Below are 15,934 nucleotides of genomic sequence, written 5' to 3'. Positions count from 1 at the left end.
AGAAGCGCCCGCTCAGCTCTGACCGACAATCCGCCGCGCCTTCAGGATCACCGGCAGGTCGACCATCTTGCCGTCGACGGCCACCGCGGCGCCATGGCTCGCCGCCACCGCCTCCAGTACACGCGCCGCCCAGGCCTGCTCGGCATCGCTCCATGCATACGCGCGATGCACCGCCTCGATCTGCTTCGGATGGATGCACAGCTTGCCGCCGAAGCCGAAGCGGCGTCCGCGCCGCGCCTCGGCTTCGATCGCGTCGGCGTCGGTAATCGTAGTGGACACGCCGTCGACCGGCGCGCCGATGCCCGCCAGCCGCGAGGCCAGCACGATCTGCGAGCGAAACAGGTGCAGTTCTTCACCGTCGCCGTCGATGCCAAGGTCAATCTGGAAATCGAGCGTCCCGAACACGATACGGCTCACCCGTGACGCCGCGCACAACGCCGCAAGATTCGCAAAGCCGCGTGCGGTTTCGACAATCGGCAGCACGCTGAGCGCGGCATGCGCATGGGCCAGCACGGCGGCAATGTGCTCCTGCGTTTCGGCCTTCGGCAACACCACGCCCGCTATGCCAGGATGGCCGGCGAGCGCAGCGATGTCGTCGGCGAACCAGCGGGTATCGGAACTGTTGATGCGCACCCACGCCGGTCGCGCCGCATCCGCCGCAGCTAGAACGGCGGCGCGCGCGGCCGGCTTTTCGTCGGGCTGCACGGCGTCCTCGAGGTCGAGGATCACCGCATCCGCGCCCGCCGCACGCGCCTTCTCGAAGCGCTCCGGCCGGTTGCCCGGCACGAACAGATACGAACGGGGCAGCGCGGCACTCATGCGGTGACCTCGGCATCGAACACGGATTCGACACGCGCCTGCGACGCGATTTGCCACGCCGTCTCCAGCAACCGCGACGCTTCCTCGTCCGAGGCGGCGCCGGAAAACGCCGCCAGCCGCCGCAGCTTGGTTTCGATTTCATCGCGCGACAGCGTATTGCCCGGATCGCCCTTCGGCTCGTCGACGCGGCCATGCAGCGTGCGGCCGTCGCCGGTCAGCACCGTCACCTTGCCGATCCAGCGGGCCGGATAGGCGCTGTCCACTTCGGCGTCGAAGGCCATCTCCACCTTGTCGCGGAAGGCGGCAATCGCGTCGGTGTCGAAGCCCTGCTCGAACTCGGTGACGCCGGCATAGCCGTGATACGCGACCAGTCCCAGCACGGTACCCATGTTGAATTTCGCTTGATGCACGGTGCGCGGCGTCACCACGGCACCCAGCACATCGATGGCGCCTTGATGCACGTGAGCCGTCACTTTCACGATATCGCGTGGCGCGAGACGATGTTGCTGGATCACCGCGAGCAACGCATCCGCCGCCGGATGAGTGTGGCGGCAGGCCGCGTGGTACTTGAACGACGTCTCGGCGATAGCCCAGCGGCTGCCGAGCCGATCGACCAGGCGCGCGGGATCGGCGTCGCTCGACATGCCCGCCGCCATCCCCTGCGCGCCCTCGAGGATATGGGTGGCGCCCTTGAAGCCGTCCGCGGCGAGCTGGGCGGACATCAGACCGTTGGCGGCGGCCATCGCCGTATGCAGTTGCTTCGAATCGGCGGCGTCGCGCAGGAATTCCCACAGGCCGCTCGCCTGCGTGCCCGCCGAGCCGAACGCGTCCAGCATCTGCATGGGCGTCAGGCCGAGCAGCCGCCCGGCGGTCGCGGCGGCGGCCACGGTGCCGACCGTGCCGGTGGTGTGGAACACCTTGTAGTGCGAACGGCCGAGAAACTCGCCGATGCGAATGCCCACCTCGTAACCCGCCACCGCCGCCGCGATGAAGTCGCGCCCCGACGCGCGGTTCGCCTGCGCCAGCGCCAGCGCGACGGGAAACACCACCGTCGCCGGATGGAACACCGAACCGTTGTGCACATCGTCCTGTTCGGCGAAATGCGACGCGGCACCGTTCACCATCGCGGCAAAATACGGCGTCGTGCAGCTACGGTCGATCAGAATTTCGCACGGGTCATCCGGCAACCCGCCGCCCGCCTGGCGCGCGAAGCGCGCAATCGTCTCGACGGGCCGCGCGCCCTTCCCGGCGAGCGCCGAGCCCAGCCAGTCCACATACAGATTGACGGTGCGCTCGACAACCGCCGCAGGGATAGCGTCGAAGTCCAGTTGTGCGGCGAAGGTTGCCAGCGTGAGGCTTGGGTGATCGGTCATGATAGGAGCGGAGTACCGTGAGGTTCGTAGGGGACGCTGCTTGCGCCATCGCGCCGTGGATCCGGGTGGTCGGACCTCCAGGTCAGCGGCGTCGGCATGGCAGGCGTCATGAGCGTATTGCGTCAGATCGCGCCGGCTGCGCGCAGCGCATCGATCTGCGCACTGTCGTAGCCGAGTTCGCGCAGGATCGCGTCGGTATGCTCGCCGAGCGCCGGCACCGGGTCCATGCGCGGCTCGAAGCTCGTGGGCAGACCCGGCGGCAGCAAGGCCGGAATCGTCCCGGCCGGCGTGTCGACTTCCTGCCAGCGCTCGCGCGCCGCCAGTTGCGGATGCACCCACACGTCACTGAGCGTATTCATTTGCGCATTGGCGATGCCCGCGGCCTCGAGCCGTTCGATCACCTGCGCCGCCGTCAGCGGCGCAAACGCCTCGACAATCACACCGCGCAGCGCTTCGCGCGCCGCGGTGCGTTTGGAATTCGAGGCAAAGCGCGGATCGGTCGCGAGTTCGGGTTGCACGAGTACCTGATCGCAGAACAGCTTCCATTCGCGCTCGTTCTGCAGACCGAGCATCACCGTCTTGCCATCGCCGGCGGGGAACGGACCATACGGATAGATGGTCGCGTGCGCAGCGCCGGAAAGTGCCGGCGGCGTCTGGCCGTCGATGGCGTAGTAAAGCGGATACCCCATCCACTCCACCATACTCTCCAGCATCGACACATCGATACGGCAACCCCGTCCCGTACGCGGACGCAGCAACAACGCGCTCAGGATGTTCGAATACGCGTACATGCCCGCCGCGATATCCGCGATCGAGCAACCCGCCTTGGCCGGCTCACCGGGTGAACCCGTAATGGACAGAAAACCGGATTCGCTTTGAATCAGCAGGTCATAGGCCTTCTTGTCGCGATACGGACCGTCCGCGCCGTAGCCCGAAATATCGCAGACGATCAGTTGCGGATACCTCTCGCTCAACTTTTCGTAGCTCAGACCCAGCCGGTCCGCTGCGCCCGGGGCGAGGTTCTGCACCAGCACATCCGCGTCGGCGACCAGCGCGTCGAGAATCTTCGCGGCCGCCGGCTGCTTCAGGTCGAGTGCGAGGCTTTCCTTCGAGCGATTGGTCCACACGAAATGCGACGACAAACCTTGCACGCGTTCATCGTAGCCGCGCGCAAAATCGCCCACGCCCGGACGCTCCACCTTGATCACACGAGCGCCGAGATCGGCGAGCTGACGCGTGCAGAACGGCGCCGCAATGGCATGCTCCAGGGTGACGACCTTGATACCGTCGAGAGGTCTCATCGATGCTTCCTTCACCTTCACCATCAGAACGAACGCGGCAAGCCGAGAATATGTTCGGCCACGTACGACAGGATCAGGTTCGTCGAAATCGGCGCAACCTGATACAGCCGTGTTTCGCGGAACTTGCGTTCCACGTCGTATTCGCACGCAAAGCCAAAGCCGCCGTGGAATTGCAGACAGGCGTTGGCCGCCTCCCATGACGCATCCGCGGCCAACAGCTTCGCCATGTTCGCCTGGGCGCCGCACGGCTCGTGGGCGTCGAAGCGGCGCGCGGCTTCGAAACGCATCAGGCTTGCCGCTTCGACGTTGATGAACGAGCGCGCAATCGGAAACTGCACGCCCTGGTTCTGCCCGATGGGACGGCCAAACACGACGCGTTCTTTCACATACGCGGACACCTTGTCCACGAACCAGTAACCATCTCCGATACACTCGGCCGCGATCAGCGTGCGTTCCGCGTTCAGTCCATCAAGGATGTATTTGAAACCCTGCCCTTCCTCGCCGATCAGGTTTTCCGCGGGGATTTCCAGGTTGTCGAAGAACAGTTCGCTGGTCTCGTGATTGACCATGTTCAGGATTGGCTGCACGGTCAGGCCGTGGCCGATCGCCTCGCGCAGATCGACGATAAAGATCGACATGCCTTCGGATTTTTTCTTCACGTCGGCGAGCGGCGTGGTGCGCGCCAGCAGGATCATCAGGTCCGAGTGCAGCACGCGCGAGATCCATACCTTCTGACCGTTGATCACGTAACGGTCGCCACGGCGCTCGGCGGTAGTCTTGATCTTCGTTGTGTCCGTGCCGGTGCTGGGTTCGGTCACGCCCATCGACTGCAGACGCAATTCGCCGCTCGCGATCTGCGGCAGGTACTTGCGTTTCTGTTCAGCCGAACCGTGCCGCAGCAGCGTGCCCATGTTGTACATCTGGCCGTGGCACGCGCCCGAATTGCCGCCCGCGCGATTGATTTCCTCCATGATGACCGAGGCTTCGGTCAGGCCGAGTCCCGAGCCGCCGTATTCCTGCGGGATCAATGCAGCGAGCCAGCCCGCTTTGGTCAGCGCATCGACAAAGGCTTCGGGATAGCCACGCGCTTCGTCGATCTTGCGAAAGTATTCGCCGGAAAACTGCTGGCACAGATCGCGAACGGCTTCGCGAATGTCCTGGAAAGAATCCTGTTGCGTCGTTTGCATGGAAATCGGGTTCGAAAGAAAACGGTGGTGATCAAGGGGCCGGTCGTCCGGCGTTCAGGCGGTCAGGCTGTCAGGCTGTCAGGCTGTCAGGCGGTCCGGTGACGGAACCTCCCAACGCTCAGGCCAGCGCGGCAGTGGCACGCATCGTCAGATAGCCCTCGTGGTCTTTGGCCCACAGGTCGATGGTCTTGCCGTCCTCAGACGGCTTGCCGCACACCGTGAGCGGCCGGTTGGCGAAGGTGGGACGCACCGCCTTGAAGGCGAAGCTTTGCAGTGTGGCCTCGGGCAATTCGCGGCGCACGAGGTCGACCAGCAGCGTTGCAATCAGCGGACCATGCACAATCAGATCCGGATAACCCTCGACCTCGGTCACGTACGGATAGTCGTAGTGGATGCGATGGCCGTTGAAGGTCAGCGCCGAGTAGCGGAACAGCAGCAAGGGGTCGGCATGAACGGTGCGGCGCCACGTTTCGCCTTCCGGCGCCGGGGCCGCTTTCGGCGGCGGCGCGTCGGGATGCGGCGCGTCGCGATAGACAATGTCGTGCTCTTCCTCGATCCTCAGTTCGCCGGCAACTTCAACGGTGTGCTGCACGGTGACGAACACGAGGCGGCCCGAGCGACCGGTTTTGTCCTCGATATTCGCAATCGTCGAAGTGCGGACGGCGCGCTCGCCCACCTTCAGCGGCATATGAAATGTGAGGCGGCCGCCGGCCCACATGCGGCGCGGCAGCGGCACCGGCGGCAGGAACGCGCCGCGCTTCGGGTGCCCGTCCGGCCCGGCCTCCGCGAGAGGCGAAATGGGCAGGAAGTACAGCCAGTGCCATAGCGGCGGCACGAGATCGCCCGCTTCGTTCCAGTCCAGCGTCGCCGCCATTGCCTGCAACGGAAAAGCCGTGATGTTGTCTTTGACCACGTCCTGTTTGTCGAGCCAGGCGTCGAGATTCTGGGTGGAAGCAGACATGCGCGGTACTCCGGAGACGCCAAATAGAGCCTCACTATGAACCTTGCAGTGTCATCCGCGAAGTTCGCATTTCTGAAGCGGGTCTTTGGCTTTGGTTAAGACGGCAGGCAGGCTTACACGTTCGAGACCAGGCACTCAAGCCGGAGTTCTGTCGAATTGGAGAGCAAGACCCGGAGTGTCTAGCGTCGCGCGCGTCCGTACACTGAGTCTATTGAAGCAGATTTCGGAGCCGAGCATGAATACCGTATTGAAGCCCCTTCCCGGCCGCGAGCCCATCATGGACACCACAGGCGTTGCGACCGAAGCCCCTCGCGCAGAAATGACGCAACGCGTCGACGCGATAGATTGGTACACGGTCGAAGACGACCTGAACCAGCACGGCAGCGCGATGCTGCGCGGTCTCCTGTCGGGGCAGGAATGCGACGCGCTCGCCGCGCTCTATGCACAGGACGCGTTGTATCGCAGCCGCGTCGTGATGGCGCGGCACGGCTTTGGCCGCGGCGAATACAAATACTTCGGCTATCCGCTGCCGAATCTCGTCGATACGCTGCGGACCTCCGTCTATCCACATCTCGTGCCGGTGGCGAACCGTTGGAATCAGATCATGCGTATCGACGTGCGTTATCCGGACCAGCACGCCGAGTTCATCCAGCGCTGCCACGACGCCGGTCAGATCCGGCCGACGCCGCTTATGCTGCAGTACACCAAAGACGACTACAACTGCCTGCATCAGGATCTGTACGGCGAACATGTGTTTCCACTGCAGCTCGCCATATTGCTGTCGGAGCCGGGGCAGGACTTCACGGGTGGCGAGTTCGTGATGACCGAGCAGCGGCCGCGCATGCAATCGCGCGTGGAAGTTGTGCCGCTGACCAAAGGCGACGCCGTGGTGTTTGCCGTTCATCACCGGCCCGTGCAAGGCACACGCGGCAGTTATCGGGTCAATTTGCGGCACGGTGTCAGCCGGCTGCACTCGGGCCATCGGCACACACTGGGCGTGATCTTTCACGACGCGTCGTAAGCAAGTGCCTGGTTCGGCCATGGCGCGACGCAAGCCGTACAGGAAGACGGCGTCTCATCCCGCCTCGCCGTTCCACCCCTTGAACTCCTCCACCAGAAAGTCCACACAGGCCCGCACTTTCGCCGAACTCGCACGTCGCTCCGGGTAGACCGCCCATACGTTGGCCGGCTGCGACGCCTGCGGCAACACCTGCACCAAGGTGCCGTTCGCCAGCAGCGGTGCCACGTCCCAGATCGAGCGCAGCACGATGCCGTAACCAGCCACCGCCCATTGCACGGCAATCTCACCGTGATTGGTCGACAGCGGCCCGGTGACCTTCAACTGCAACTCCTTGCCGTTGACCGTCAGCCGCCACACGCCGAACGGGTGATCGCGCTCCTTGATGACGAGGCAACGATGCGCCGCGAGGTCGCCCAACTCGCGCGGCTTGCCATGACGCTCCAGATACGCCGGCGCCGCGCACAGCACGCGATGATTCGACGCCAGCTTGCGCGCAATCAGATGCGGTGCGATGTCGTCGCCGATCCGCACGTCCAGATCGAAGCCTTCGGCCGCCACATCGACGATCCGGTCGAACAGATCCAGCCGCACGTTCAACTGCGGATACGCCGCCGACAAGCGCGCTACCGCAGGCGCGACCACGTGCCGGCCGAAGCCGAAGCTGCTGGAAATGCGCAGCGTGCCGCTCGGTGTGCGGCGAGCGGTGGACACGTCTTCCACCAGATGCTCGACGTCGTCGAGAATCTTCTCGGCCCACGCGAACACCTGCGCGCCCGCCTCGGTGATCGTCACGCGGCGGGTGGAGCGATGCAGCAAGCGCGTGCCGAGGTCCGCTTCGAGCATCGCGACGCGCTTGCTGACAAAGGCGGGCGACACGCCCAGCAGCTCGGCCGTCGCGCTGAAACTGGCGTGCCGGGCCACCGCGCAAAACACGCGCAGGTCGGCGAGATTGGGAGTTTTATTCACGATTCGTGGAAAGTGGATTAACCGGTAGCAGGCTGTCGCGCCTCGTTCGCATCAATAGAATGGGTTCAGTCGCGCGGCCTCCCGCGCATTGTCCTCTTTCAACGGCGCAACGCCACTTCCCCGGACGTTCGACATGACCCGCAAACAGCATCGTATCGCCGTGATCCCCGGCGACGGCATCGGCAAGGAAGTCATGCCCGAGGCCATCCGTGTCCTCGACGCAGTGAGCCGCCGCTTCGGCATTGAGCTTTCATACAAGCAGATCGATTGGGCCAGTTGCGACTACTACGCGCAGCACGGCCAGATGATGCCCGACGACTGGAAAGCCCAGCTCGCCGATTGCGATGCCATCCTGTTCGGCGCGGTCGGCTGGCCCGACACCGTGCCCGATCATATTTCGTTGTGGGGCTCGCTGCTCAAGTTCCGCCGCGAGTTCGACCAGTACGTCAACCTGCGTCCGGCGCGCACCTTCGAAGGCGTGCGCTCGCCGCTCGCCGCCCACAACGCACAGGGTATCGACTTCTTCGTCGTGCGCGAAAACACCGAGGGCGAATATTCATCGGTGGGCGGCACGATGTTCGAAGGCACCGAGCGCGAAGTGGTGATGCAGCAGTCCATCTTCACGCGCCATGGCACGAATCGCGTCCTGAAGTTCGCCTTCGATCTCGCGCAACGCCGCGAGCGCCGTCACGTGACGGTCGCCACCAAGAGCAACGGTATCGCCATCAGCATGCCGTGGTGGGACGAACGCGCGGCCGAAATAGCGGCCACCTACCCGGACATCACGTGGGACAAGCAGCATATCGACATCCTGTGCGCGCGTTTCGTGTTACAGCCGCAGCGCTTCGACGTCGTGGTGGCCTCCAACCTGTTCGGCGACATCCTCTCGGATCTCGGTCCGGCCTGCACGGGCACGATCGGAATTGCACCGTCCGCGAACCTGAATCCGGAGCGGCGCTTTCCGTCCCTGTTCGAACCGGTGCATGGCTCGGCGCCGGATATCGCCGGACAGCAGATTGCCAATCCGGTGGCCATGATCTGGTCGGCGGCGATGATGCTCGATTTCCTCGGCGAAGGCGCGGGCGCTGAACACGACGCGCATGAAGCGATTGTCGCCGCGATCTCCGAGGTGTTGAAACAGGGACCGCATACGCGCGATATGGGCGGTACGGCGTCGACGGACGAGATTGGCGCGGCGATTGCGGAGCGGGTTGGGAACCACGTTTGAGGCTGCAAAGGAGCCGGCTTCTTTCTGATGGAGCCGGTCGCCTTGCTTAAGCCATGACCGCGTGCAGGATGCGCGTGGTCTCAGCTACTCGCCGCAAGATACGCACTCGGCGTGGTCCCCACCGTGCGCTTGAAATGCCGCCCCAGATGGCTTTGATCGAAAAAGCCCACCTCCGTCGCCACGATGGACGGCGGCAAGCCCCGGCGCAATAGCCGCTGCGCATGGCGAATCCTGACGAGGCACACGTAGCGATGCGGCGAGATCCCCACCTCCGCACGGAACAGCGCGGCGAAGCGCGATACGCTCAGGTCTGCCTTCGCAGCCAGCGTCGCGAGCGTCACGGGTTGGGAGAACGAGGTTTCGATGAATTCGATCGCCCGCTCGATCGGCCGTGTCGCGCGACGCGGCTGGCCGAGCGCCGTGGACAGCGTGAGCGATGCGGCCGGCGCGTCGCCGGTCGTATCGTGCGTGTCTGCGTCTTCGTCCTCGTCTGCAAACAGCCCTGCAAAATGGGCCACATCAGCGTCCAGTTGAGCGGTCAGCATGATCTCGATTCCCTATGCGGCCTGCTGCGCCTGGGTAGCGACCGCAGCGAAGCGGCGAATATCGAAGGGTTCCAGCGGCGTGCTGGTCGCGCCGGTATCGATCAGCTCGGCCATCGTATCGCCGACGCCCGGTCCAAGCTGAAAACCGTGTCCGCAGAAACCAAACGCGTAGTAGAGGCCGCTGACATTGCCGCTCGCGCCCATGATGGGCCGGTCGTCCGGCATATAGCCTTCAATGCCGCTCCACACACGGATGATATTGAGCTTCGCGAGCGCCGGCGCCAGCCGATGCATCTGCTTGAACTGCAGCAACGTGTTCTGCGGCAAGACGTACGCACGCCGCACGTCCGGATAAGCCGGCCCGCGAGCACAGCCGCCGATCACGATGTTGCCGCGCGTGACCTGGCGGAAATACAGCACTTCCTCGATATTTGGCGACGAGACGCCCACCACCGGTTGAATCCCATACGTGGTCGGTTCGGTCACGGCCATTTGCGGACCGTGCACGGCAATCGGCACCGGCTCGCCGAACTGTTCGCTCAGCAAACTGCCCCAAGCCCCCGCCGTCACCAGCAACACGGGCGCATGAAACGTGCGGCCGTCCGTACTGGTGGCGCGAAACTCCGCGCCTTCCTTTTCGACGGTGGCAATCTCGGTGTTCTCGACAATCTGCGCGCCAAGACGCGCAGCAGCGCGGCCGAATGCGGGCGCCGCGAGTCGCGGATTCGCGTGACCGTCCTTCTCCGAATACGATGCGGACAGCACTTCGGGTCCAAGAAACGGAAAGCGCGCTTTCATTTCCGCGCCGCGAAAGAGGTCGAGTTTCAGGCCGTACTGGCTGGCCTCTTTTGCATAGACTTCGAATTGATCGGCCTGCTCGTCGCGATAGCACACGCGAATATGACCGGACATCAAAAATTCCGCGTCGTGCTGGATCAGTTCAGGCAGCTTGCCCCAGATCTCACGCGAACGATTCGCCAGCGGCAATTGCGGCAGGAAGCGCCCCTGGCGCCGCACGTTGCCGAAGTTGGTGCCGCTGGCCTGCTGCCCTATCAGACCGCGCTCGAGGAGAATCACCGAACGGCCACGCTGGCGCAGGAAAAAGGCGGTGGCCGCACCCATGAAGCCACCCCCGACAATGACCACATCTGCTTGTGAGCGGCTCATTCGACCTCCTCAACAGTCGCGATCGAAAGCGGCTTGACGGGCGCTTGTCCGCGCAACCGGCCGACCATTTCGACCGGCACGCCTGCCGCATCCGCGATGATTTCCGCGGCCGCGTGGCCGCAATAACGTCCCTGGCAGCGTCCCATGCCGACGCGGCTAAAGGCCTTCGCGCGGTTCGCTTCGCAAGCGCCTTCGTCGCGCGTGACGCGGCGCAATTCGCCCACGGTAATCCCTTCGCAACGGCACACCACCGTGTCGTCCGACAAACGCGCCGCCTGCGCGGCGGGCCACGGAAAGGCCTCCACCAGGCCCAGGCGGAAACGATCCATCTTCTGCTGCTGGCGTTTTAATTCGTCCAGGGTCGACGCGTCGATTGTGTGGCCGAGGTCGGACAAGGCGGCATAGGCGGCAAGACGCCCTGCCAGCTCCGCGCCATCCGCACCGAGCACACGAACGCCGTCTCCCGCCAGATATACGCCCGCTTGCGAGCTGCGACCCAGTTCGTCGATCTGCGGCAACCATTGACGGGTCGGTTCATCGAAGCGAAACGCGCAGCGCGCGAGATCGGCCAGTTGCGTTTCCGGGCGCAAGTGATAGCCGAGCGCCACCGCATCGCAGACAATCCGTTGCTCGCGGCCGCTCGCGTCGCGATACGTCACGCCTTGCACACCGTCCGCGTCAGTGCCGACGATCTCCAGCGGTTCGATGCCGTTCACCACGCTCACGCCCGCCTTCTTCAACGACGACACCAGCGCCGCGCCCTTCTTCAGCACATCGGGACGCGCGAGCAGTTTCGGCAACGCACGCAGGCGCTGAGCGAACTTCGAGGTATCGAGTACGGCCGCCACTTGCGCGCCGGCTTGCACATACTGATTCGCCACCAGATACAGCAGCGGCCCCGAACCCATAAACACCACCTTGCGGCCGATCGAAACCGCCTGCGATTTCAGCGCAATCTGCGACGCCCCAAGGCTGTAGGTGCCGGCAAATTGCCAGCCCTTTACCGGCATCAGGCGGTCGGTGGCGCCGGGGCACAAGATCAGCGCGTCGTAGGGCAGCGCACTCGCATGCCCTTCGTGCACGAGATGCAGCTTGCGTTCAGCCACATTCCACGCCAGCGTGTTGGGCCGGTAGTCGATCTTCGGGCGCAGCCGCTCGAACGTCGTATGCAGGTCTTCGGCGCGAGCCGCCTCGGTGCCGTACAGTTTTGCGTAGGGACGCCCGAAGTTCTCCGGCTGCCGGCGATAGATCTGCCCGCCGTCGCGACGGCTTTCGTCAATCACGATCGGGCTGATGCCGGCGGCCAGCAGCGTCTGCGCACAGCGCACGCCGGCCGGCCCGGCGCCCACGATGACGACGCGCGGTTGACCCGTCACAGGTTGGCCCATTGCGCCTCCGCTTGAGTGGTGACAATCTGCAGGCCTTCGCTGACCACGGTCGTACAGGCGCGCAGCCGCTCGCCCTCCGCGGTCCAGACCCAGCAGTCCTGGCAGGCGCCCATCAGGCAAAAGCCCGCGCGCACTTCGTTGCCGAATTCGGACTGACGCACATGATCCACCGAGCAGAGCATCGCAACCAGCAGCGTATCGCCCGCCAGCGCCTCGACATCCTTGCCGTCCACGCGAATCGCGACGGTCTTGCGTCCGGTCTCGCCGAGCCGGATAAATCGTCCATTCATGCTGTTGCTCCGTGCGCGCCGCTGTGGTCCGTAACCGCCGCGCTGTCGACTCGCTCGTCCATACGCTCGTCCATACGGTTAGTCAGCACATGGCGCAGAAATTCGCGCGTACGAGCCTCGCGCGGCGTACACAACACCTGCTGCGCGCTACCCTCTTCGATAATCTGGCCGCCATGCAGGAAGCAGACACGATCCGCCACCTCACGCGCAAAGCCCATCTCATGCGTGACCACCAGCATGGTCATGCCTTCGCGCGCCAGGGTGCGCATGACCGCGAGGACTTCACCGACCAGCTCGGGATCGAGCGCCGAGGTGGGTTCGTCGAACAGGATGGCTTTGGGTTTCATTGCCAGCGAGCGTGCAATGGCCACGCGTTGCTGCTGTCCGCCGGACAGTTGATGCGGATACGCATGCAGCTTCTCGCCCAGCCCCACCTTGCCCAACAGCTCGATGGCGTCGCGGCGCGCTTCTTGCGCCGGCTCGCCCTTCACATGCACGGGGCCTTCCATCACGTTCTCGAGCGCCGTGCGGTGCGGAAACAGATTGAAGCGCTGGAACACCATGCCCACCTGGGTGCGCAAGCGGTTGATCTGACGCGAACGCTGTTCGACGCGTTGGTCCAGCAGCTTGATCTCGCCGGTGTCGTAGGACTCGAGCGCATTGATACAGCGCAACAGGGTCGACTTGCCGGAACCCGATGCGCCGATCAGGCACACGACTTCGCCCTGCTTGATATTCAACGAAATGCCCTTCAGCACCGGGGTGGCGCCGAAGCTCTTGTGCACATCAACGATTTCGATCATGGCATCCTCGCTTAAGGCTATTTGGCCTTGTGCTTGCCGAAACGCTTTTCCAGCCGGCGCGTCAGGCTCATCAGCGGCAGGCTCATCGCCAGATAACCCAGCGCCACCAGCGTATACACCGTCACGTTCTGAAACGTGGATGCGGCGATCAACTGACCCTCGCGCGTCATCTCGGCGACGGTGATCGTCGAGGCCAGCGACGAGTCCTTCAACATCATCACCAGCGTATTCGCATACGGCGGCAAGGCAACGCGCACGGCCTGCGGCAGGATCACGCGGTACATCGTTTTCACGCGGCCCATGCCGATCGACTGGGCCGCTTCGAACTGACCGGGGTCGACGGCCTCGATCCCCGAGCGGATGATTTCCGCCACATAGGTCGAGTAGCCGAACCCCAGGCCGATGACGCTCGCTTCGAGCGCCGTCATCTGAATGCCGACGTCGGGCAGCACGAAGTAGATATAAAACAGCAGCACGATCATCGGCAAACCGCGCACCACGTTGATCATGGCACTGACCACCGTGACCACGCCCGGGTGGCGCGACATCTTCAACAGCGCCCAGACCAGCCCGAGCACGGTACTCAACACCAGGCAGCCCAGCGTGATGACAATGCTCATCAGGGCGCCGCTGAACAGAATCGGAACAAAATCAGTTATATCGCGCCAATGCATAGTGTGCTCTTCAGAACGCGATCAGCTCGCCAGATTCCATTTCTTCAGGATCGCGTTGAGCGAGCCGTCGGCCTTCATTTTCGTCAGAGCGTCGTTGATCTTGGCGAGCAACGCGGCATTGCCCTTCTTCACGGCAATCGCGATGTCGAACTTCTGCATCGGCACGTAATCGTCCACCACGCGTGCGCCGCGCAAACCGCCCGAGGCTTCCTGCGCCTTCAGGATCGGATAGTCGCTAAAACCCGCGGTGATGCGGCCCAGCACCACGTCGCGCGTCATGTCGGCGGGGCTGTCGTACATCTTCACTTCCTTGAAGATGCCGAGCTTGACCAACTGGTCGCCGTAATCGGTACCGGTCGGCGCGCCGACCACGGTGCCCTTCAGGTCCTGCACCGACTTGTAGTTGGTCTTGTTCGAGTCCTTGACGATGATGCCTTCGCCGAACGCGGTGACCGGCTGCGAGAAATCGACCACTTCAGCGCGCTTCTCGGTCGGCGTCATGCCGGCCACGATGATGTCGATCTTGCCCGACACCGCCGACTGGATCAGCGCCGAGAACGGCACCGCATCGAACGAGACGTTAAAGCCTTCGCGCTTGCCGATGGCGTCCACCACATCGGGCATCAAGCCTTCGATCTTCTGCGTCTTCACATCCATGAAGGTGGTCGGCGCGCTCGACGGCGGCGAACCGGCGGTGAGCGTCGGCGTGTCGGCAGCGTGGCTCAGGCTGGCACCGAGCATGACGGAGAGGGCGACGCCGGCCTGGAGAGCGAAGCGTTGAACGGCTTGCAGGCGTGCTGCGGGGCGAAGCTCACGGGTGAAACGCAACATGGTCATCCTCAGAGTGGGTAGTGAACACTGCAACTGCTACGGCGCCGCGCGCGTAGCAGCCAACAACGGGTATTGCCCCTGCATCGCTTCAATGCAGAATGTCCTGCAAGCGGTAATACGCGCCGACGAGCGGCAGAAACCACGCGTGACCGAAATGGCCTGGAATCGCAGGCCATTCGAGCGTGCGCCACGGATTGCGCATCGCGGCGCCGAACATCACGTCGGCCATCACGCGACCCATGTGCACCGACATCTGCACACCGTGGCCGCTATAGCCCATCGAGTAAAACAGTCCTTCGTGCTGACCCGCGCGCGGCAGCCGGTCGGCCGTCATGTCGACGAGACCGCCCCAGCAGTAATCGAGCCGCACGTCGGCCAGTTTCGGGAAATAGCCGGCGAGTCCGGCGCGCAGAATCCGGCCGCTCTTTTCGTCGGAGCGGGGGTTCGACATCGCGAAGCGCGCCCGGCCGCCGAACAACAGACGGTTGTCCGCCGTCGCCCGAAAGTAGTTGCCGATATTGCGCGTAGTCACATAGGCGCGCCGCTTCGGCACGAACTCGTCGAGCTGGGCCGTCGTCAACGGTTCGGTGACGACGATGAAGCTGCCCACCGGCGCAATGCGCCGCCGAAACCATTGCAACGGCCCGATCTGCGAAGCGCCTGTGGCGACCAGCACACGTCCGGCGCGGATCGTGCCGAACTCGGTCGTCACTTCGTAACGCTCGTCTTCGAGACGCTTCAGGCCGGTCACCGGCGTGTGCTCGAAAATGCGCGCACCGTGTCGGGCGGCAGCCGTGGCGAGACCCACGCCGAATTTGCCCATATGCATCTGCGCGCCGTTACGCTGCACGAGGCCGCCGTAGAAACCGTCCGAGCCGACCTCTTCGCGAATCCGCTCGGGCGGAATCAGTTCGACCTCCGAATCGACGTTTTTCAGCAGCGATTCGTAGGTCTTCGCGAGCTTGTCGAAGTGCTGCGGTTTCGCTGCCAGCTTGATCTTGCCGCCGCGCACGAAGTCGCAATCGATCTTCTCTTCGCTGACGATCGAGGCCACCGTCGCCACGGCGCTTTCATACGCACGATAGAAATCGCGCGCGTGGTCGGCGCCGATGCGCGCGGCCAACGCTGCGTAGTCGTGAGCAAGGCCGGTGTTGCACTGGCCGCCGTTGCGGCCCGACGCCTCACCGGCGATGCGCCCGGCCTCCAGCACGGTCACCGGAATGCCGCGCTTCGCAAGCTCGAGCGCCGCGGACAGGCCCGTAAAGCCGCCGCCGATCACCACCACATCGGAGCCGGCCTCAACCGGGCCTTGCTGCCCGTGCAAAAACGGCGGAGCGGTATCGAGCCAGTACGAATCGAGCTTCATCAGGTGCCTTCGCG

General features: G+C 64.1%; 16 protein-coding genes. 2 read left to right on the top strand and 14 right to left on the bottom strand.

Annotated features, from left to right (window positions below):
* Positions 1–12: 12 nt before the first annotated feature.
* The 5 genes from BUS12_RS04000 to BUS12_RS03980 form a co-directional block, all read right to left on the bottom strand.
* Positions 13–819 (bottom strand): HpcH/HpaI aldolase/citrate lyase family protein, encoded by an 807-nt coding sequence (locus BUS12_RS04000; protein WP_074294344.1) that lies wholly within the window; start codon positions 817–819, stop codon positions 13–15.
* Positions 816–2,192 carry an MmgE/PrpD family protein gene (locus BUS12_RS03995; RefSeq protein WP_074294343.1) on the bottom strand — a complete coding sequence of 459 codons (1,377 nt, stop codon included), beginning with the start codon at positions 2,190–2,192 and terminating at the stop codon, positions 816–818. The genes BUS12_RS04000 and BUS12_RS03995 overlap by 4 nt, the downstream gene beginning before the upstream one ends.
* A 122-nt stretch (positions 2,193–2,314) precedes the next feature.
* Entirely contained in the window at positions 2,315–3,493 is a 1,179-nt protein-coding gene (locus BUS12_RS03990; protein ID WP_074297066.1) for a CaiB/BaiF CoA transferase family protein, read from the bottom strand.
* A gap of 23 nt (positions 3,494–3,516) precedes the next feature.
* Positions 3,517–4,680 carry an acyl-CoA dehydrogenase family protein gene (locus BUS12_RS03985; protein ID WP_074294342.1) on the bottom strand — a complete coding sequence of 388 codons (1,164 nt, stop codon included), beginning with the start codon at positions 4,678–4,680 and terminating at the stop codon, positions 3,517–3,519.
* Positions 4,681–4,798: 118 nt separating this feature from the next.
* Positions 4,799–5,641 (bottom strand): HTD2 family dehydratase, encoded by an 843-nt coding sequence (locus tag BUS12_RS03980; RefSeq protein ID WP_074294341.1) that lies wholly within the window; start codon positions 5,639–5,641, stop codon positions 4,799–4,801.
* Between the two features lie 235 nt (positions 5,642–5,876).
* Here BUS12_RS03980 and BUS12_RS03975 point away from each other — a divergent pair, with 235 nt between their 5' ends.
* On the top strand, positions 5,877–6,662 hold the full coding sequence (locus tag BUS12_RS03975) for a 2OG-Fe(II) oxygenase (RefSeq protein WP_083640436.1): 786 nt from the start codon (positions 5,877–5,879) through the stop codon (positions 6,660–6,662).
* Positions 6,663–6,716: 54 nt separating this feature from the next.
* Here the strand turns inward: BUS12_RS03975 and BUS12_RS03970 are convergent, their stop codons facing one another.
* The gene (locus tag BUS12_RS03970; protein ID WP_074294340.1) at positions 6,717–7,628 is read right to left on the bottom strand and encodes a LysR substrate-binding domain-containing protein; all 912 of its coding nucleotides are present in this window, start codon (positions 7,626–7,628) and stop codon (positions 6,717–6,719) included.
* Between the two features lie 133 nt (positions 7,629–7,761).
* On the opposite strand from BUS12_RS03970, the gene BUS12_RS03965 reads away from it, so the two are divergent.
* The gene (locus tag BUS12_RS03965; protein WP_074294339.1) at positions 7,762–8,856 is read left to right on the top strand and encodes a tartrate dehydrogenase; all 1,095 of its coding nucleotides are present in this window, start codon (positions 7,762–7,764) and stop codon (positions 8,854–8,856) included.
* 80 nt (positions 8,857–8,936) lie between these two features.
* Here BUS12_RS03965 and BUS12_RS03960 read toward each other — a convergent pair whose 3' ends face one another.
* The 8 genes from BUS12_RS03960 to BUS12_RS03925 form a co-directional block, all read right to left on the bottom strand.
* Complete coding sequence (locus tag BUS12_RS03960) at positions 8,937–9,284, bottom strand: helix-turn-helix domain-containing protein (protein WP_074297062.1); 348 nt, start codon at positions 9,282–9,284, stop codon at positions 8,937–8,939.
* A 129-nt stretch (positions 9,285–9,413) separates the two neighbouring features.
* Positions 9,414–10,568: an NAD(P)/FAD-dependent oxidoreductase gene (locus BUS12_RS03955; RefSeq protein ID WP_074294338.1), complete on the bottom strand. Its 1,155-nt coding sequence runs from the start codon at positions 10,566–10,568 to the stop codon at positions 9,414–9,416.
* Positions 10,565–11,956, bottom strand: a complete 1,392-nt coding sequence (locus BUS12_RS03950) for an FAD/NAD(P)-dependent oxidoreductase (RefSeq protein WP_074294337.1) — start codon at positions 11,954–11,956, stop codon at positions 10,565–10,567. Before BUS12_RS03950 ends, BUS12_RS03955 begins: the two co-directional genes overlap by 4 nt.
* Positions 11,941–12,246 (bottom strand): (2Fe-2S)-binding protein, encoded by a 306-nt coding sequence (locus BUS12_RS03945; RefSeq protein ID WP_074294336.1) that lies wholly within the window; start codon positions 12,244–12,246, stop codon positions 11,941–11,943. The genes BUS12_RS03950 and BUS12_RS03945 overlap by 16 nt, the downstream gene beginning before the upstream one ends.
* Positions 12,243–13,049, bottom strand: coding sequence for an amino acid ABC transporter ATP-binding protein (locus BUS12_RS03940; RefSeq protein ID WP_253189999.1), 807 nt, complete (start codon positions 13,047–13,049; stop codon positions 12,243–12,245). Before BUS12_RS03940 ends, BUS12_RS03945 begins: the two co-directional genes overlap by 4 nt.
* Before the next feature lie 17 nt (positions 13,050–13,066).
* Positions 13,067–13,723, bottom strand: a complete 657-nt coding sequence (locus BUS12_RS03935; protein WP_074294335.1) for an amino acid ABC transporter permease — start codon at positions 13,721–13,723, stop codon at positions 13,067–13,069.
* 21 nt (positions 13,724–13,744) lie between these two features.
* The gene (locus BUS12_RS03930) at positions 13,745–14,554 is read right to left on the bottom strand and encodes an ABC transporter substrate-binding protein (RefSeq protein WP_074294334.1); all 810 of its coding nucleotides are present in this window, start codon (positions 14,552–14,554) and stop codon (positions 13,745–13,747) included.
* A gap of 88 nt (positions 14,555–14,642) precedes the next feature.
* Positions 14,643–15,920, bottom strand: coding sequence for an NAD(P)/FAD-dependent oxidoreductase (locus tag BUS12_RS03925; protein ID WP_074294333.1), 1,278 nt, complete (start codon positions 15,918–15,920; stop codon positions 14,643–14,645).
* Positions 15,921–15,934 lie beyond the last annotated feature (14 nt).

It is taken from the genome of Paraburkholderia phenazinium, assembly GCF_900142845.1.
In the GTDB taxonomy this organism is placed as follows: Bacteria; Pseudomonadota; Gammaproteobacteria; order Burkholderiales; family Burkholderiaceae; genus Paraburkholderia; species Paraburkholderia phenazinium_A.
The sequence above is the reverse complement of the archived record's forward strand: the minus strand, read 5'-3'. Positions and strand labels throughout refer to the sequence as shown.